We start from the raw sequence: 17,444 nt of genomic DNA on the forward strand, positions 1-17,444 counted from the left end.
TGGCCGAGCCCACCGCGCCGCCTTCCCGCCCCGGCCGCCGACCGGGGCCGCCCGTGACGCGCGATCGGATCCTCCGCGCAGCCCGACATCAGTTCGCCGACAAGGGGTTCGATCACACCACGATTCGGTCGATCGCGTCCGAGGCCGGCGTCGACTCGGCCCTCGTACACCACTATTTCGGGACGAAGCAACGACTGCTGGTCGAGGCGATCGCGCTGCCGATGGACCCGACGTCGATCCTGGGGACGTTCGAGTCCGTGCCGGTCGATGCGCTCGGTGAGGCGCTGGCACGCACCGTGATCGGCATCTGGGATTCGCCGCATCAGCCCGCGGTCGTCGCGGCGGTGCGCTCGGCGCTCACCGGCGGTCGCGAACGACTGCTGCGCAGCTTCCTGCTGGAAGTGGCCCTCCGGGACGTCGTCCCGAGGGTCGACTCTCCGCCCGGCACCGGCGAACTGCGCGTCGCGCTGGTCGCCTCGCAGATGGCCGGGCTGTTCCTGACCCGCCACCTCCTTGGCGTCGAGGCGCTGGGGGCACTCTCGACGGAGGAAGCCGCGCACCTGGTCGCGCCGACCCTGCAGCGGTACCTCACCGGGCCGCTGCAGTGAACCGGTCGATCAGCTGTCGGACGCTGCGACGCCGCGCGCGACAAAATCCTCGTGCTCGGCGTCGGTGACGTCGCGTGCCTCGTCGATCAGCAGCACAGGGATGCCGTTCTCGATCGGGTATGCGCGGCGCAGCCGAGGGTTGTACAACACCTCGTCGCCGACCAACAGCAACGGCCCCTTGTCCTGCGGGCACGCCAGAATGCTGAGCAGGGTGGGATCAATAGCCACTTCAGTCCTCTCGGGCCGTCCGGTATCTCGGCTGGTCCAGGCTACAAGTCTGCGCCGGGCCGCTTACGCGGGCACCCCGCCGGGCTTCTCCGGGACGGTACCGAACCGGGCCGCCGCCGCCTTCGTGAACCGCTTGTACCGGCCGGTGTCGGTGTCCAGGTACCACGCGCGCACGCTCGGCCGGGGCATGCCGGCCGCCTGGAGTTCGGCCGCCCGCGGACGGTACGACGCACCCAGCGGAATCTCCTCCACCACGTGCACGACGTCCGGGCACTGCGCCAACGGTAGCTGCGCGAGCGCGGCGGTGAGCTCGGCGACGCTGGGCACCCGCCCGTCGTGGACGGTGATCGCCGCGACGGCCATCTGGTGCTCTCCGGCGGACACGCCGTACGCAACCGCGAGGTCGACCTGCGGCATCTCGCCGAGGACGTCGACGATCGGCTGCGTGAACACCGGTCCCCGGGCCGCGGCGACGACGGTGTGCTTGTGGTCGACGAGCCAGTAGTCGCCGTCCGCGTCGCGGCGGAAGAGGTTCTCCGTCGGGACCCACGCGTCGCCGGCCGCGAACACGCCGCGCATCACACCGGACGCCGCCTCCGCGGCGGTGCCGGGTCGGCCGAGCAGCAGCCCCACCTCGTCGTCCGCGCATTCGCGGACGAACCCGTTCTCGTCCTCGAGCAGCCGGCCCGCGATCGGGTCGTACGCACCGAGCCGGACCTCCGCGCTGCCGGGCAGCGGTCGCCCCTTGGACCCGACCTTGGCCCCGGAGACGTTGACCAGCACGACGTCGCCCTCCGTGGACGCGTAGAACTCGAGCACCCGGGCCGGCGCGAACCGCTCGGTGATCCGGCGCCACAGCCCCGGCGGCATTCCGGACCCGATGAACAGTCGAACCGGGTGACCTTCCTCGAGCGGGAGCGACTTGGCATCGAGGATCTCGCGCATCGAGGTCCACGTGTAGCTGACGACGGTCACGCCGTAACGGTGGATCTCCTCCGCGAATCGCTCCGGGTCGAGGCCGCGTGACAGCGCGATTCGGGCCCCGCCTGCCACCGCGCCACCGAGAGTGGCCATCAGCCCGGACGAATGATGAAGCGGCGCAAGGCAGTACACGGTGTCTCCGCGACTGAGCGAGGCCGCAGACGCGGTGCCGAAAGCCGACAGCGCCCACCGGTAGTTGGTGATGAACTTCGCCTCGAGGCTGCCGGTCGATCCGCTGAAGATCACGAACGCGAGTTCGCGCGCCAGTCCAGGGTCCGGCCGGTACCACCCGGGCAGCGTCACCGCGGCCGGGTCGATCTGCTCGAGATCGACGACGTCCGGTCCGAGTTCCACCGCGAGACCTCGGAACTCGCCGCCGCCGAGCACCAGCACCTGCTGGCCGGTGACCACGGCGTCCTCGAGGTTGTCGGGGTCCGCGACGATCCGGTCCACCCGGCCCAGTCGGACCGCCTCCTCCAGGTCCCCGCCCGGCGGCAACAGCACGGCCACCGCACCCAGTCGGCTCAGGGCCGCGATCACGACCAGCGCGCTCGGGCGGGTCTCCATGAGGACGCCGACGTGGGTGGCGGGCCGGACGCCGGCATGGATGAGGCCCCGCACCACGTTGTCGATCCGTGTGTTGACCGCGACGTTGGTGTGGACTCGGTCGTCGAACAGGAAGCACTCGCCGCCGGGCGCCTGGCGCCCTTGTTCGGCCAGCAAAAGGCCGAGCGAGATCCGCGAACGCGGCTGCAACTGCCCCAGGCGGACCAGTCGGGGCAGGGCGCGCGCCGCCTCGATGGACAACTCGCGCGTGCCCCGCACGGTGTCGGTCGCGAAATCCGCGATCCCCTTGCCCACCCCGGCCCCGACCTCCGCGATCGACGCGACGGTATGGGTTATCCGGTTGGCGATGCTCACGCCGCTGTCGACGCCGGACGGTTCGTCGTGGATCATCACGTCCACCGACTCCGGTCGTGGCCCGATACCTTCGCGCCAGCGCACCCACTCGCCGGTGGTCGGCCACGTGCGCGCCGCCGCGGCCGATCCGACCACGAGCCCGAAATGGCCCGCGCGCAGTGTCGATTCGAACACCTCCGCGCGCGGCGCCGCCCGCTTGATACCGCGGACCGCGAGAGGCTGGCCGATGTCGTCGACCTCGCCGACGAAGGCAAGGATCGGGCACGAGATCTCGGCGAGGCTGACGGCGGCGTCCTTGATGACGAAGCCGCCGGTCATCATCCGGTTGTGCACGATGAACTGCTTGAGCAGTTCCGCCACCGCCGGCCCCGACCACGCGACCCAGCCGTCCTGCGCCAGAAAACGGCGCTGCTGCTCGCGAGGGAGCAACGCGTCACGGTCGTGCAGTTGCCGGAGGAAATCGAGTCGGGACTTGGCCGTCTTCACCGGGTCCAGCAGCTGGAAGCCGGTCCGCGCCATCCAACCGGCGATCGAGAGGCGATTGAAGACGTGATCGGCGAGGATGTCCGCACCTCTGGTCGCAAGGCCCGCCGGAATGTTGAAGGGAAGCGCGGCGAGGGTGTCGACGGGCGCCCCGAACGTGACGAGGCTGGCGACATTGCGGCACCGCCGATACGCCGCCGCCTGGTAGCAGAACATGCCGCCCTGCGAGTAGCCGGACAGGTGCACATCACGACCGGTGTGCTCATGGACCACGTCGACGATCTCGCTGATCGCGACGATGTGGTCGGCGAGCGTCCGGTCCCAGCCGCCCTCCTCGGTGTCGGGGGAACCGAAGTCGACGACCCACGGGTCGAGCCCCATCTCGTGGAGGATGCCGACTGCACCCTGATCACGCGTGACGTCGTAGACGTCGGCCGACATCATCATCGGCGGGACGAGGACGATCGGCGGCCCCACATCGGCCGGATCGGTGTCCGGGAAGTAGCGGCGCAGGCGGTACATCGGGGCGCGCTCGACGATCTGGAACGGGGACGGCGTCGCACCCGTTTCCAGACCGCCGAGGCGTACCACCTCGAGACCGTTCTGCGCCGTGGCGATTGCCCGTCGAAGCGAACCCACCACGTAGTCGGAACTGAGACTCACCAGCGCACTCCCCCAGCAACCCATCGTGACTTTCATCACATCCTGTTCGATGAGCCTTTCACATTACTGCGTGTGTGGGAGCGCGGTTACACCGAGTGGTTTCTCCGATTCGCGCTACGCGCGGGTCCACTCGCGCAGCGCGGTTGCCGATCGACGCACGCCACCGAGCTGCTCCGCGACGCGGATCCCGGCCGTACCGCCGCGGGCACTGCGCGACGCGATCGACCCGTGGACGGTGAGCACCTCACGCACCGCGGGGGTCAACGCCGGATCGACACCGGCCAACTCCTCGTCGGTGAGCTCGTCGAGCCCGACGCCACGAGCCTCCGCGACGCGGACGCACGCGCCGGCCGCCTCGTGCGCCACGCGGAACGGAACGCCCTGCCGCACCATCCATTCCGCAATGTCGGTGGCGAGCGTGAAGCCCGCGGGAGCGAGCTCCGCCATGCGATCGGTGTGGAACTCCAGCGTGGCGACCAGTCCGGTGATGGCCGGCAGCAGCAGCTCGAGCTGCGCCACCGAATCGAACACCGGCTCCTTGTCCTCCTGCAGATCGCGGTTGTACGCGAGCGGCTGCGCCTTGAGCGTGGCCAACAGACCCGTCACGTTGCCGATCAGTCGCCCGGCCTTGCCGCGAGTCAGCTCCGAAACGTCCGGGTTCTTCTTCTGCGGCATGATCGACGATCCCGTCGACCACGCGTCGGCGAGCGTGATGTAGCCGAATTCCGGTGTGCTCCAGATGATGACCTCTTCGGCCATCCGGGACAGGTCGACCGCGATCATCGCGAACACGAACGCCGCCTCGGCGGCGAAGTCCCGCGACGACGTCGCGTCGATCGAGTTCTCCGCGGCCGCATCGAAATTCAACTCGGCGGCGATCGCGTCGGGATCCAGCCCCAGCGACGACCCGGCCAGCGCGCCGGACCCGTACGGGGACACCGCAGCCCGCTTGTCGAAGTCGCGCAGACGCTCGACGTCGCGCAGCAACGGATGCGTGTGCGCCAGCAGGTGGTGCGCCAGCAGGACCGGCTGCGCCGCCTGCAGGTGCGTCTTGCCGGGCATGACGGCGTCCGGGTGCGCCGCCGCCTGCGTCGCGAGCGCCTCGACGACGTCGAGCACGCCGTCCGCGATCCGGCGGACCGCGTCGCGCAGCCACATCCGGAACAGCGTGGCCACCTGGTCGTTGCGGGAGCGGCCGGCACGCAGCCGGCCACCGACCTCGGGACCGACCCGCTCGATCAGACCGCGCTCGAGCGCGCCGTGGACGTCCTCGTCGGACTCGGCGGGCACGAACGCCCCGGAGGCAACGTCCGCGGCGAGCCGGGTGAGGCCGTCGAGCATCGTCCCGAGATCGGCGTCACTGAGCAGCCCCGCCTTGTGCAGGACCTTGGCGTGCGCCTGCGAGGCCCGCACGTCGTAGGGCGCGAGCGTCCAGTCGAAGTGCGTCGACTTGCTCAGGGCCGCCATGGCGGCGGCCGGTCCGGACTCGAACCGGCCGCCCCACAGGGCGCCCTCGTTGGTGCCGTGGGCGGACACGATCAGAGGCCCAGGTCGCGCTTCGCCGCGACCTTGGAAGACAGGCCGTGGATGTTGACGAAGCCCTTGGCGTACGACTGGTCGAAGGTGTCGCCCTCGTCGTAGGTCGCCAGGTTGAAGTCGTACAGCGACTGCGGGCTGCGACGGCCGTTGACGGTGATCGCGCCACCGTGCAGGAAGAGGCGGATGTCGCCGGTGACCCTCTCCTGGGTCTTCGCGACGAACGAGTCCAGCGCGTCCTTGAGCGGCGAGAACCACAGGCCGTCGTAGACCAGCTCGCTCCAGCGCTGCTCCATCTGACGCTTGTAGCGGCCCAGCTCGCGCTCGAGGGTGAGGTGCTCGAGCTCCTGGTGCGCGGTGATGAGCACCATCGCGCCCGGAGCCTCGTAGATCTCACGGCTCTTGATGCCGACGAGACGGTCCTCGACGACGTCGAGGCGGCCGACGCCCTGCGCGCCCGCACGCTTGTTGAGCTCCTGGATGGCCTCGAGCACGGTGACGGGCTTGCCGTCGATCGCGACCGGCTTGCCGGCCTCGAAGCTGATGATCAGCTCGTCGGGGCTGTTCCAGTTGAGCGTCGGGTCCTGGGTGTAGTCGTAGACGTCCTTGGTGGGAGCGTTCCACAGATCCTCGAGGAAGCCCGTCTCCACCGCGCGGCCCCACACGTTCTGGTCGATCGAGAACGGCGAACGCTTGGTGACGTTGATCGGGATGTTGTTCTCCTCGGCGAAGGCGATCGCCTTCTCGCGGGTCCACGCGTAGTCGCGGACCGGCGCGATGACCTCGAGGTCGGGAGCCAGGGCACCGAAGCCCACCTCGAAGCGGACCTGGTCGTTGCCCTTGCCGGTGCAGCCGTGCGAGACGACGGTGCCGCCGTGCGCACGCGCGGCCTCGACGATGTGCTTGACGATCAGCGGACGGCTGATGGCCGAGACCAGCGGGTAGCGGTCCATGTACAGCGCGTTGGCCTGGATCGTCGGCAGGCAGTACTCGTCGGCGAACTCGTCACGCGCATCCACCACGACCGACTCGACGGCGCCGCAGTCGAGGGCACGCTGACGCACGACCTCCATGTCCTCGCCGCCCTGGCCGAGATCGATGGCGACGGCGACGACCTCTTTGCCGGTCTCCTTGCCGATCCAGCTGATGGCCACCGAGGTGTCCAGCCCGCCGGAGTAGGCGAGTACGACGCGTTCAGCCATGGTGTGTGTGCTCCTTAGAGATAGAAGTGTTCGAGAAAGAGTCTAGTGGTCAGGCCAGGCGCTCTATCGCCGCGGCAAGCTCCGCTCCGGTGAGCGGTTCGCGGGCCACGACGAGGATCGTGTCGTCACCCGCGATAGTGCCGACGACGTCGGGCAGCGAGGCCCGATCCAGCGCGCTGGCCAGGTAGTGCGCGGCCCCGGGCGGGGTACGGAGCACGGCGAGATTCCCACTGGCGTCGGTCGACACCAGCAGCTCGCCGAGCAGCCGGGAGAGGCGGTCGGTGCCGCCGGAGACGCCCCGCACGGGCGAGCCGTCCTCCGGCACCACATACACCCCGGCACCGCCGTCGGCGGCCCGCAGCTTCACCGCTCCGAGTTCCTCGAGGTCGCGCGACAGCGTCGCATTGGAGACCTCGATGCCCTCCGCCGCGAGCAGCGCGGCGAGTTCGGCCTGGCTGCGGATGTGCCGTTCGGCCACCAGCGCGGTGATGCGTGCCTGCCGGCCGGCGCGCGTGTGCGCGACGGCTGCGGCCGGTTGCGTGCCCGGGGCGGAGGTCACGGCCGCGCCCCGGAGCGTCGTTCGAGCAGCCACACGAGCAGCGCCTTCTGCGCGTGCAGCCGGTTCTCGGCCTCGTCCCACGCCGCGGACTGCGGGCCGTCGAGGACCTCGTCGGTGATCTCCTCGCCCCGATGCGCGGGCAGGCAGTGCAGGACGACGGCGTCGGGCGCGGCCTTCGCGAGCAGATCGGCGTTGATCTGGAACGGACGGAACGGCCCGACGCGGTCGAGCCCGTCCTCCTCCTGTCCCATCGACGTCCAGGTGTCGGTCACCAGCACGTCGGCGCCGGCGACGGCGGCCTGCGGGTCGTCGGTGAGGGTGACCATCGCGCCGGTCTGCTCCGCCCGCGTACGGGCGGCATCGACGACCGCGGGATCGGGTGAGAACCCGAGCGGGGCAGCGATCGTCACGTGCATGCCTGCGGTGACGCCGCCGAGCAACAGCGAGTGCGCCATGTTGTTGGCGCCGTCGCCGAGATACGTGAGCCGCAGGCCCGCGAGCGCACCCTTGCGTTCGGCGATGGTCTGCAGGTCCGCGAGCACCTGGCACGGGTGGAACTGGTCCGACAGCGCGTTCACGATCGGAACCGTGGCGCCCTCGGCCATCTGCTCGAGCCGCTCCTGCCCGAATGTGCGCCAGACGACGGCGTCGACGAAGCGGGACAGGACACGGCCGGTGTCCTGCAGCGTCTCGTCACGTCCGAGCTGAGTCTTGCTGCCGTCGACGACGACCGCGTGCCCGCCGAGCTGCGCGATGCCCATCTCGAACGAGAACCTCGTGCGGGTCGAGTTCTTGTCGAAGATGACACCCACACCGCGCGGGCCGGCGAGCGGCTTGCGCGAGAACGGATTCGACTTGAGATCCCGAGCGAGCTCGAGCACCTCGGCCTGCTCAGCCGGGGTAAGGTCGTCGTCCCTCAGGAAGTGCCGAATGGTCATGTACTACTAGCCTCCTACCGGTTCGCCGCCGCTGCATCGAGAATTCCGGGCAGCGCCGCGATGAATCCTTCCGCCTGCTCCTCGGTGAGGATCAGCGGGGGTGCCAACCGGACGACGCCGGGCTGTGCCGCGTTCACCAGGTAACCGGCCTCCCGGGCGGCGGCCTCGACCACGGGGGCGACGTCCTCGGTGAGCACGACGCCCAGCAGCAGGCCCGCGCCGCGGACGTGGTCGACGAGCGGGTGCCCGAGACCCTCGATGCCCGTCGAGAGCACCTTGCCGAGCATGTCGGCGCGGGTCAGCAGGTCGTCGGCGGCGATCGTCTTCAGGACCGCGAGGGCGGCCGACGCGCACACCGGGTTACCGCCGAACGTCGTGCCGTGCTTGCCCGGACCGAACAGCTCCGCGGCCGCGCCGGTCGCGATGCACGCGCCGATCGGCATGCCGCCGCCGAGTCCCTTCGCGAGGGTCATGACGTCGGGCACGATGCCCGCGGCCTGGTGCGCGTAGAACCAGCCGGTCCGGCCGATACCCGTCTGCACCTCGTCGAGGATGAGCAGCGCGCCGCGTTCGGCGGTGATCCGCCGGGCGCCGGCGAGGTAGCCCTCGGGCGGCACGACGACGCCACCCTCGCCCATGATCGGTTCGAGGAACACCGCGGCGGTGTCCTCGTCGACGGCCCGGTCGAGCGCCTCGAGATCGCCGTAGGGCACGTGCTCGACGCCGGGCGGCATCGGCTCGAACGGCGCCCGCTTGTCGGGCTGGCCGGTGAGCGCCAGCGCGCCCATCGTCCGGCCGTGGAACGCCTTCTCGGCGGCGATGATCTTGCGCCGCCCCGTGGCCCGGGCCAGCTTGAACGCGGCCTCGTTGGCCTCGGTCCCGGAGTTGCACAGGAACACCCGGCCGGTCACGCTGCCGGCGACCTCGCCGGCACCGAGATGCTCGAGCAGATGCTCGGCCAACTCGACGGCCGGCTCGCTCGCGTACAGGTTGGACACGTGACCGAGCGTCGACACCTGGGTCGTGACGGCCTCGACGATCGCCGGATGCGCGTGGCCGAGGATGTTCACAGCGATGCCGGCGAGCAGGTCCAGGTACTGCTTCCCGTCCGCGTCGGTGACGACCGCACCCTCGCCACGGACCAGCGCCACCCGCGGCACGCCGTAGGTGTTCATCAGTGCGCCGGACCAGCGCTGCTGGAGATCCGTCGTGGCAGTCATTCCAGTCCTTCCGTGGTTGCGAGTTGTGGTGCGGGGGTCACCGAGGTGTGTGGGGCGGGCACGACCATCGTGCCGATGCCCTCGCCGGTGAAGAGTTCGAGCAGGACCGAGTGCGCGACGCGACCGTCGATGACGTGTGCGGTGGGCACCCCGCCCTCGACGGCGCGCAGGCAGGCCTCCATCTTGGGGACCATGCCGGCGTCGAGGCTAGGGAGCAGCTGACGCAGCGCGGCCGTGTCGATCTCGGACGCGAGCGACGAGCGGTCGGGCCAATCGGTGTAGAGGCCCTCGACGTCGGTGAGGACGACGAGCTTCTCGGCGCCGATGGCCTCCGCCAGTGCCGCGGCGGCGGTGTCGGCGTTGATGTTGTGCACGACGCCGTCCTCGTCGGGCGCGATCGTCGACACGACCGGAATGCGCCCGGCGGCAATGAGATCGAGCACCGCGGCCGGGTTGACCGTCGTGACGTCGCCGACGAGGCCGATGTCGGTGGCCTCGCCGTCGACCTGCACGGTGCGGCGGGTCGCGGTGAACAGGCGCGCGTCCTCGCCGGAGATGCCGACGGCGAACGGGCCGTGCGCGTTGATCAGGCCGACGAGTTCGCGGCCGACCTGACCGAACAGCACCATCCGGACGACGTCCATGACCTCCGGTGTGGTGACGCGGAAGCCGCCGCGAAACTCGCCCTCCATGCCGAGTCGCTTCAGCATCGCGTTGATCTGCGGCCCGCCGCCGTGCACGACCACCGGGTGGATGCCGATGGTCCGCAGGAACGCCATGTCGGCCGCGAACGCGCTCTTGAGCTCGTCGTCGATCATCGCGTTGCCGCCGTACTTGATCACGACGACCTTGTCGTGGAAGCGCTGCAGCCACGGCAGCGCCTCGGCCAGGACGTAGGCCTTCTGGCTCGATGTGAGGTTCTGGATACTCGCGCTCATGACGAGTACGCCGAGTTCTCTTCGACGTAGGCGTGCGAGAGGTCCGTCGTCCGGATGGACGCGCTGTGCTCGCCGACGCCGAGTTCGATCGTCAGGTCGATGTCCATGCCCGACAGGTCCACCTCGCGGGCGCCAGGCGCGCCGACGCCGTCGATGCACACCGGGTTGCCGTTGAACGACACCGCGATCCGGTCCGGGTCGAGGGTGATGGGCGCGATGCCGACCGCCGCGAGCACGCGACCCCAGTTGGGGTCGGAGCCGAACAGTGCGGTCTTGACGAGGCTGTCGCGGGCGACGGTGCGCGCGGCCACCAGCGCGTCCTGCTCGGAGGCGGCGCCGCTGACGGTGACGCGGACCCGCTTGGTGACGCCCTCCGCGTCGGCCATCATCTGCTCGGCCAGGTCGTCGCACACCGCGAGGACGGCCGCGTTGAGCTCGTCCTGCGACGGTGCGACCGAGCTCGCGCCCGACGCGAGCAGTAGCACGGTGTCGTTGGTGGAGGTCGCGCCGTCGACGTCGAGCCGGTCGAACGTCATCCGCGTCGCGTGACGCAGCGCCTCGTCGAGCTGCTCGGCCGTCGCGACGGCGTCGGTGGTGACGACACAGAGCATCGTCGCCAGCGACGGCGCGAGCATGCCCGCGCCCTTCGCCATGCCGCCGACGTTCCACTTGTCGGCGTGGTGCAGCGCCGCCTGCTTCGGGACGGTGTCGGTGGTCATGATCGCGTGCGCAGCGTCGGTGCCGCCGGAGATGCCGCCCGCGAGCTCGTGCACGATCTCGGTGACGCCGGACAGGATCTTGTCCATCGGCAGCCGGTCACCGATGAGGCCGGTCGAGCACACCGCGACCTCGATCGCGCCGGTCTCGGTGCCCCAGTCGCTCAGCGACGCGGCAACGTGCTCGGCGGTCTTGTGCGAGTCCTGGAAGCCGGGGGCTCCGGTGCACGCGTTGGCGCCGCCGGAGTTGAGGACGACGGCCCGCAGGCGTCCGGTGGTGAGCACCTGCTGCGACCACAGCACCGGAGCGGCCTTCACCTTGTTGGCGGTGAACACGCCCGCGGCCGCCAGTTCCGGGCCCTCGTTGAAGACGAGCGCGAGGTCGGAGCGGCCGCTGACCTTGATGCCCGCTTTGATACCGGCGGCACGGAAACCGGCGGGGGCGGTGACGCCCTGGCTGCGGATCAGCCGTCCGCCGGCGATCTCGACCGCATCGGGCGCAGCGAACTCGGAATCGGTTGTCACGGAGCAACTCCCACAGTCGAGAGACCATCGGTCTCGGGCAGGCCCAGGGCCAGGTTCATGGATTGGACGGCACCGCCGGCGGTGCCTTTCGTGAGGTTATCGATCGCGGCGACCGCCACCAGCAGTCCCGCGTCGGCGTCCACGGTGACCGCGATCTGCACGGCGTTCGAGCCGACGACGGCACCGGTCTGCGGCAGCTGCCCCTCGGGCAGCACGTGCACGAACGGCTCGTCCTTGTACGCCTTCTCGTAGACCGCGCGGATCTCGTCGGCGCTCGCAGTGGTGGGCGCGGTGCACGTCGCGAGAATGCCGCGCGGCATCGGCGCGAGAACCGGCGTGAACGACACCGTCACCTCGGTGCCGGCGGCAGCAGACAGGTTCTGCTTGATCTCGGGCGTGTGCCGGTGGGCGCCACCGATGCCGTAGGCCCGGACCGAGCCCATCACCTCGGAGCCGAGGAGATCGGCCTTGGGCGCCTTGCCGGCGCCGGACGTGCCGCTGACCGCGACCACGTTCACCCGCGGCTCGACGACGCCGGCGGCCACCGCGGGCGCCAGCGCGAGGGACGACACCGTCGGGTAGCAGCCGGGCACGGCGATCCGGGTGGCGCCGGCGAGCTTGTCCCGCCCGCCCGGAAGCTCCGGCAGGCCGTACGGCCAGCTACCGGCGTGCGGACTGCCGTAGTACTTCTCCCACGCGGCGGCGTCGGTGAGCCGGAAGTCCGCGCCGCAGTCGATGATGACGGTGGATTCGGGGAGCTGCCGGGCGATCTCGGCGGAGTTGCCGTGCGGCAGGCCGAGGAACACGACGTCGTGCCCGGAAAGGGTCTCGATGTCGGTGGGGCCGAGGACGCGATCCGCGAGCGGCAGCAGGTGCGGGTGGTGCGAGCCGAGCGTGGTGCCGGCGTTCCCGCCCGCCGTCAGCGCGCCGATCACCAGCGAACCGTCGCGGTACGCGGGGTGGCCGAGCAGCAGGCGCAGGATCTCGCCGCCCGCGTACCCGCTGGCCCCCGCGATCGCGACCTTGATCGGCGACCGGTCACCGGCCGTCGAAGCTCCGGAGTCTGCAGAAGTACCCATACGGATGATTATGCACCATCATGCAAACTCATTCATAGCGGGTTTCGGACCCGCGTCACTCCGAGAGCACCGCACCCCGCAGCACGTGCTTCGTGAGCTTGCCCGACGGGTTGCGCGGCAGCGCGTCCACCAGCACCAGTTCCCGCGGCACCTTGTACCGGGCGAGCTTGTCGGACAGGTACGAACGCAGGTCGTCGAGTTCGATTGTCCTCCCCTCCACCGGCACGACGACGGCGACCACCGTCTCGCCCCACTCGGGGTGTGGCCGGCCGATCACCGCGACGTCGACGACGTCGTCGTGCGGGCGGATCGCCTCCTCCACCTCCTGCGAGTAGACGTTCTCGCCGCCGGTGATGATGACGTCCTTGAGGCGGTCGACGATGAACAGGTAGCCGTCGGCATCGACACGTGCCACGTCCCCCGTGCGGTACCAGCGTCCGTCGAACACGTCGGCGGTGGCGTCGGCGTTGTCGAGGTACCCGCGCATCCGGGTGTCGGCGCTGAGCCAGATCTCGCCGGTCTCGCCGGGCGCGGCGTCGACGCCGTCCGCGCGCACCACCCGCAGGTCGACGCCGGGCATGCCGCCGCGCCCGATCGAACCCGCCTTCGCGATCTGCTCGTGCGGGTAGAGCGCGGTCCCGACCGGCCCCATCTCGCTCATCCCGTACACCTGGTAGAAGTCCTCGGAGCGGTAGACCCGGGCGAGCAGTTCGGCGGTCTCCGCGCCGATCGGGGCCCCGCCGTAGATCCAGCGGCGCATCGAACTCAGGTCATAGCCGGCGAGGTCGATGCCCTGCGCCTTCGCGATCTGCACAGGCGCGAGGTAGGCGATGGGCGCGCCGAAGAACGCCGTCACCTTCTCCCGCTGCACGGTCTCGAGGAACTCGATGGGGTGGTATTCGCGCTGCAGGATCACCGTCCCACCCAGAAACAGGGTCGTCAGCGTCCAGTTGTTGAGCGGCGACGCGTGCCAGATCGGCATCGCGATGAGGAAACGGTCGTCGCGCGTCAGCCCCATCGTCGCCACGATCAGCGGCGGCACCGACGCGATCGTGCGATGCGTGTGCACACAGCCCTTGGGCGCGCTCGTGGTCCCGGAGGTGTACAGGATCTGCGCGAGGTCGTCCTCGGTGCCGTCGACGCCGCCCCATTCCGGCGCGGATGCGACCGTGGCATCGAAGTCGTCAGCCGGCGCGACCTCGCTGCCGTGGGTGGCGGCTTCGGTGAGCAACCACCGCGCCTGCGGCACTCCCCCGCGCGCGGCCGACACCAGATCGGCGGACACGACGCCGACGCGCGCGCCGCTGTGGGCGATCGTGTACTCCACCTCCGGCGCGGTGAGCTTGTGGTTCACCGGGACGAGGACGCCGCCCGCCCGCCAGATGCCGAAGGCGGCGATCAGGAATCCGGGTGAGTTGTAGGTCATCACTGCGACGCGGTCGCCCCGACGCACCCCCTCACGCCGGAACACCTCGGCGGCCCGCCGCGACGCCGCCTCGAGCTCGCGGTAGCTCAGACGCTGCGTCCCGTAGACCAGGGCGTCCTTGTCGGGGAACTTCCTGCAGGCGCTTTCCAGCAACACGTTCAGATGCACCGGGGGTCTCCTTCACTGGACCGCGGAGGGGGCCGTTGCCCGTCGCGCGAATTCGTTCTACAGTCACTCAACAAGAAGTGAATCATGATTCATTGCTTTGCGGAAGGGCTCCGAGATGACGACGACCGACGACACGACGAACGCGGGACCGCGCGGCCACCGCACCCACGAGGTGTTCAACCAGGCACCACCGCGGGTGGACGTCAACGAGTTCACGAGCAATGTCGCGCTTGTCGAGGCTGTGACCCGGTACGACGCCGGATGGGCCGGCGAACACCTCGCCGAGGTGGGCGCGCTGGTCGGCGCCGCCGAGTTCCAGCACGCCGCCGAACTCGCGAACACCGAGATCCCGCGCCTGCACTCGCACGACCGCTACGGCCACCGCATCGACGAGGTCGAATACCACCCCGCCTACCACCGCGTGATCTCCGCGGCGGTCGAGCACGGCGCGCACACCTCGGCGTGGGCGCAGCCGCGGGCCGGCGCGAACGTGGCCCGCGCTGCGACGTTCATGCTGTTCGCGCAGATCGAGCCCGGTCACGCATGCCCGATCTCGATGACGCACTCGGCAGTGCCGTCGCTCATGCTGGCTCCGGACCTCGCGGAACGCTGGCTCCCCCGGCTCTACTCGCGGGGCTACGACGGCACCCTTGCCGCGCCCGGCGACAAGCCCGGTGTGCTGTTCGGCATGGCGATGACCGAAAAGCAGGGCGGCTCCGATGTCCGCGCAAACACGACGACGGCCCAGCCACTGTCGGACGGCACGTACGCGCTCACCGGGCACAAGTGGTTCTGCTCGGCGCCGATGTCGGACGCGTTCCTGGTGCTGGCGAACGCGCCGGAGGGCCTGTCCTGCTTCCTGGTGCCGCGGGTGCTCGAGGACGGCACCCGCAACGTCTTCCGCATCCAGCGCCTCAAGGACAAGCTGGGCAACAAGTCGAACGCGTCGTCGGAGATCGAACTCGACGGGACGATCGGCCACATCGTCGGGGAACCGGGCCGCGGCGTGCGCACGATCATCGAGATGGTCGCGCGGACCCGCCTCGACTGCGTCTACGGGTCGACGGCCGGCATGCGGCAGTCGGTCGCCGAGGCCCTGTGGCACGTGCGGCACCGCTCCGCGTTCGGTGCGACGCTGGTCGACCAGCCCGCGATGACCGCGGTGGCCGCCGACCTGGCGCTCGAGTCGGAGGCCGCAACGGCCACCGCGCTGCGCCTGGCCCGCGCCCACGACGACGACGCGTCCGAATCGGAGAAGGCGTTCCGGCGGCTGGCCACAGCGGTGAGCAAGTACTGGATCTGCAAGCGCGGACCACACCACGCCTACGAGTCGCTCGAATGCCTCGGCGGCAACGGCTACACCGAGGCCTTCCCGCTGGCCCGCCGCTTCCGGGAGCAGCCGGTGATGGCCGTGTGGGAGGGATCGGGCAACGTCATCGCGCTCGACGTGCTGCGGGCGATGACCCGCGAGCCCGAGTCGGTACAGGCGTTCGACGCCGAACTGAACCTCGCGCGCGGCGCGTCGACGCTGTTCGACGCGCACCTCGACCGGGTGCGCACGATGCTCGCCGAACTCGCGACGCTCGATCCCGCGAGCGCGCAGTTCCGGGCACGCCCGGTGGCCGCGGCGATGGCGCTCGGACTGCAGGGCTCGCTGCTGCTGCGCACCGCCCCCACCGCGGTCGCGGAGGCGTTCATCGGCGCGCGACTGGGCGCCGATCGGGACCTCGAGTACGGATCTCTGCCCGCGGGAACCGATTTCGCGGCGATCCTCGAACGCCACTGACCTGGCCGGCCACACCCCGCCGCCCCAGCCCGGCACCGCCGCGGCTGGGGCGGCCGCGTCGCTGTCATCCGTCGATGCACCGGCAGGTTTCGACATCCGCTCTGCATGGTGCGCGCCGTGGACCCCGAGACGACCGGTAGCGCGCTACGCCTCGATCGGGGCGTACCAGTCGGCGTTCTCGAGCAGCACCCGCGTGCCGAGGTCCCGGTTCCATTCCGGCGCGATGCCGTGCCGCCGCAGGACGGGGAACACCACGTCGTCGAGCAGGGACGTCACGTCCGCCGTGTAGAGGTCTTCCTTCGCCTCTTCGCTGAGCGCGTCGTAGGCGGCCTCGTCGAATGCTTCGGGCGGAAATGCACCGTAACCGATGTAGGTGCTCCCGTCCTCGACCAGACGGCCGGTGTCCTGCTGGTGGAAGTACACGTAACCCTTCCAGTGGCGGCTGTCGTCACGCTCGTCCCAAATCTCGCCGGATGCGCAGGTGCCGCAGCACGAGAAGTCCGCACGGGCCACCACTCCGTTGGCATTGAGCTCCTCGAACGCGGCGATCGTGCGGGACGTGTACGCCCCGATCTCGGTCTGCTGGCGCAGCCGGGCGGCGCGCAGTGCGGCGAACGCCGCCCCGAGCTGCTCGTCGGTGAGCTCGTAGTCCTCGCTGTAGCTGTCGACGAAATCGTCGACGTCTCCGCGGCCGGTGATCAGCTGATCCCAAATCTGCCGGATCAGCTCGGTGCGGTCGTCCTCGTCGAGGGGTAGGGCGGGCAGGGTGGCGTAGGACGGAATCACGTTCGGGTTCGACAACGCGCTCACAGCGCGACCTCCAGATATCGAGCGGAACCGGGCGGCTCACCCGGCAGCGAGCAGGGTAGCTTCGGCGACCGACAGATCGGTACGGCGCCGCCTACGAGCGATGATTCGACGAAGTGAACCGATACCCGGCACAACCTCGCCTGCGGCTACTCGTTCTTCATGGAGCGCCGGATCTCTTCGAGCCTGTCCTGGGCGGCCTTCTCCCGCGCCTGCCACTGCTCGTCGAGGTCGCGTCCGGCCTGGCTGTCCCGCTCGAGTTCCTCCGAGCCGAGCGCCGTCCCGAACCGCTCCTCGATCGTGTCGCGGACGCGGTCGAACGTCGGGACACCCGCGTCGGTGTAGTCGGGTGCCGGTGTCGCGGCGGTTCCGAATGTCAGCGGCGGCGGAACCTCCGGTGGCGCGGCGGGCCTGGACGGGTCCGGCGGGATGTCCGAGGCCGGGCCGCCGCCCGCGGAGAGCGTGGACGCGGCCGCATGCACCGGGGCGAGCGCCGGGCGCCCCGCCGTCGCGGCGAGTACGACCGCCAGCAACTCGGCGTCGCCGAGAACGCGCAGTCTGTCGAGTGCGGCGTCTGATCCGCCGCTGTCCGTATCGACCATGAGGGGCTCCTCTCGCTGACGCCATCCAGGCTAGCGAGAGGAGCCCCTCATCGGTCGA

General features: G+C 70.2%; 15 protein-coding genes. 2 read left to right on the forward strand and 13 right to left on the reverse strand.

Annotated elements, in window-relative coordinates; genetic code table 11:
* Window positions 1–53 precede the first annotated feature (53 nt).
* The gene (locus tag ABTV10_RS13220; RefSeq protein ID WP_499027550.1) at window positions 54–608 is read left to right on the forward strand and encodes a TetR/AcrR family transcriptional regulator; all 555 of its coding nucleotides are present in this window, start codon (window positions 54–56) and stop codon (window positions 606–608) included.
* Between the two features lie 9 nt (window positions 609–617).
* Here ABTV10_RS13220 and ABTV10_RS13225 read toward each other — a convergent pair whose 3' ends face one another.
* The 11 genes from ABTV10_RS13225 to ABTV10_RS13275 form a co-directional block, all read right to left on the reverse strand.
* Window positions 618–830: a Trm112 family protein gene (locus ABTV10_RS13225; protein ID WP_499035177.1), complete on the reverse strand. Its 213-nt coding sequence runs from the start codon at window positions 828–830 to the stop codon at window positions 618–620.
* 69 nt (window positions 831–899) lie between these two features.
* A complete protein-coding gene (locus ABTV10_RS13230; RefSeq protein ID WP_499027552.1) occupies window positions 900–3,884 on the reverse strand; it encodes an acyl-CoA synthetase in 2,985 nt (994 codons plus the stop codon).
* Between the two features lie 114 nt (window positions 3,885–3,998).
* A complete protein-coding gene (argH, locus tag ABTV10_RS13235; RefSeq protein ID WP_499027554.1) occupies window positions 3,999–5,420 on the reverse strand; it encodes an argininosuccinate lyase in 1,422 nt (473 codons plus the stop codon).
* Between the two features lie 2 nt (window positions 5,421–5,422).
* A complete protein-coding gene (locus ABTV10_RS13240) occupies window positions 5,423–6,622 on the reverse strand; it encodes an argininosuccinate synthase (RefSeq protein WP_127916647.1) in 1,200 nt (399 codons plus the stop codon).
* Between the two features lie 49 nt (window positions 6,623–6,671).
* Window positions 6,672–7,181: an arginine repressor gene (locus ABTV10_RS13245; protein ID WP_127916646.1), complete on the reverse strand. Its 510-nt coding sequence runs from the start codon at window positions 7,179–7,181 to the stop codon at window positions 6,672–6,674.
* On the reverse strand, window positions 7,178–8,119 hold the full coding sequence (gene argF / locus ABTV10_RS13250) for an ornithine carbamoyltransferase (protein ID WP_499027556.1): 942 nt from the start codon (window positions 8,117–8,119) through the stop codon (window positions 7,178–7,180). Before argF ends, ABTV10_RS13245 begins: the two co-directional genes overlap by 4 nt.
* 14 nt (window positions 8,120–8,133) lie before the next feature.
* Entirely contained in the window at window positions 8,134–9,339 is a 1,206-nt protein-coding gene (locus ABTV10_RS13255; RefSeq protein ID WP_499027558.1) for an acetylornithine transaminase, read from the reverse strand.
* Entirely contained in the window at window positions 9,336–10,277 is a 942-nt protein-coding gene (gene argB, locus ABTV10_RS13260) for an acetylglutamate kinase (protein WP_499027561.1), read from the reverse strand. The genes ABTV10_RS13255 and argB overlap by 4 nt, the downstream gene beginning before the upstream one ends.
* Entirely contained in the window at window positions 10,274–11,518 is a 1,245-nt protein-coding gene (gene argJ, locus ABTV10_RS13265) for a bifunctional glutamate N-acetyltransferase/amino-acid acetyltransferase ArgJ (RefSeq protein ID WP_499027562.1), read from the reverse strand. The genes argB and argJ overlap by 4 nt, the downstream gene beginning before the upstream one ends.
* Window positions 11,515–12,597 (reverse strand): N-acetyl-gamma-glutamyl-phosphate reductase, encoded by a 1,083-nt coding sequence (gene argC, locus ABTV10_RS13270; RefSeq protein WP_499027566.1) that lies wholly within the window; start codon window positions 12,595–12,597, stop codon window positions 11,515–11,517. The genes argJ and argC overlap by 4 nt, the downstream gene beginning before the upstream one ends.
* A gap of 55 nt (window positions 12,598–12,652) precedes the next feature.
* A complete protein-coding gene (locus tag ABTV10_RS13275; RefSeq protein ID WP_499027568.1) occupies window positions 12,653–14,191 on the reverse strand; it encodes a class I adenylate-forming enzyme family protein in 1,539 nt (512 codons plus the stop codon).
* Window positions 14,192–14,306: 115 nt separating this feature from the next.
* On the opposite strand from ABTV10_RS13275, the gene ABTV10_RS13280 reads away from it, so the two are divergent.
* Window positions 14,307–15,977 (forward strand): acyl-CoA dehydrogenase family protein, encoded by a 1,671-nt coding sequence (locus ABTV10_RS13280; protein WP_499027571.1) that lies wholly within the window; start codon window positions 14,307–14,309, stop codon window positions 15,975–15,977.
* Between the two features lie 144 nt (window positions 15,978–16,121).
* Here ABTV10_RS13280 and ABTV10_RS13285 read toward each other — a convergent pair whose 3' ends face one another.
* Both ABTV10_RS13285 and ABTV10_RS13290 read right to left on the reverse strand, forming a co-directional pair.
* On the reverse strand, window positions 16,122–16,787 hold the full coding sequence (locus tag ABTV10_RS13285; RefSeq protein WP_499027573.1) for a DUF6891 domain-containing protein: 666 nt from the start codon (window positions 16,785–16,787) through the stop codon (window positions 16,122–16,124).
* Window positions 16,788–16,933: 146 nt separating this feature from the next.
* A complete protein-coding gene (locus ABTV10_RS13290; RefSeq protein WP_499027575.1) occupies window positions 16,934–17,386 on the reverse strand; it encodes a hypothetical protein in 453 nt (150 codons plus the stop codon).
* Between the last annotated feature and the right edge of the window lie 58 nt (window positions 17,387–17,444).

Origin of the sequence: Paraburkholderia sp. RHO2, from assembly GCF_050955445.1 — a bacterium.
GTDB lineage: Bacteria > Actinomycetota > Actinomycetes > Mycobacteriales > Mycobacteriaceae > Prescottella > Prescottella agglutinans_A.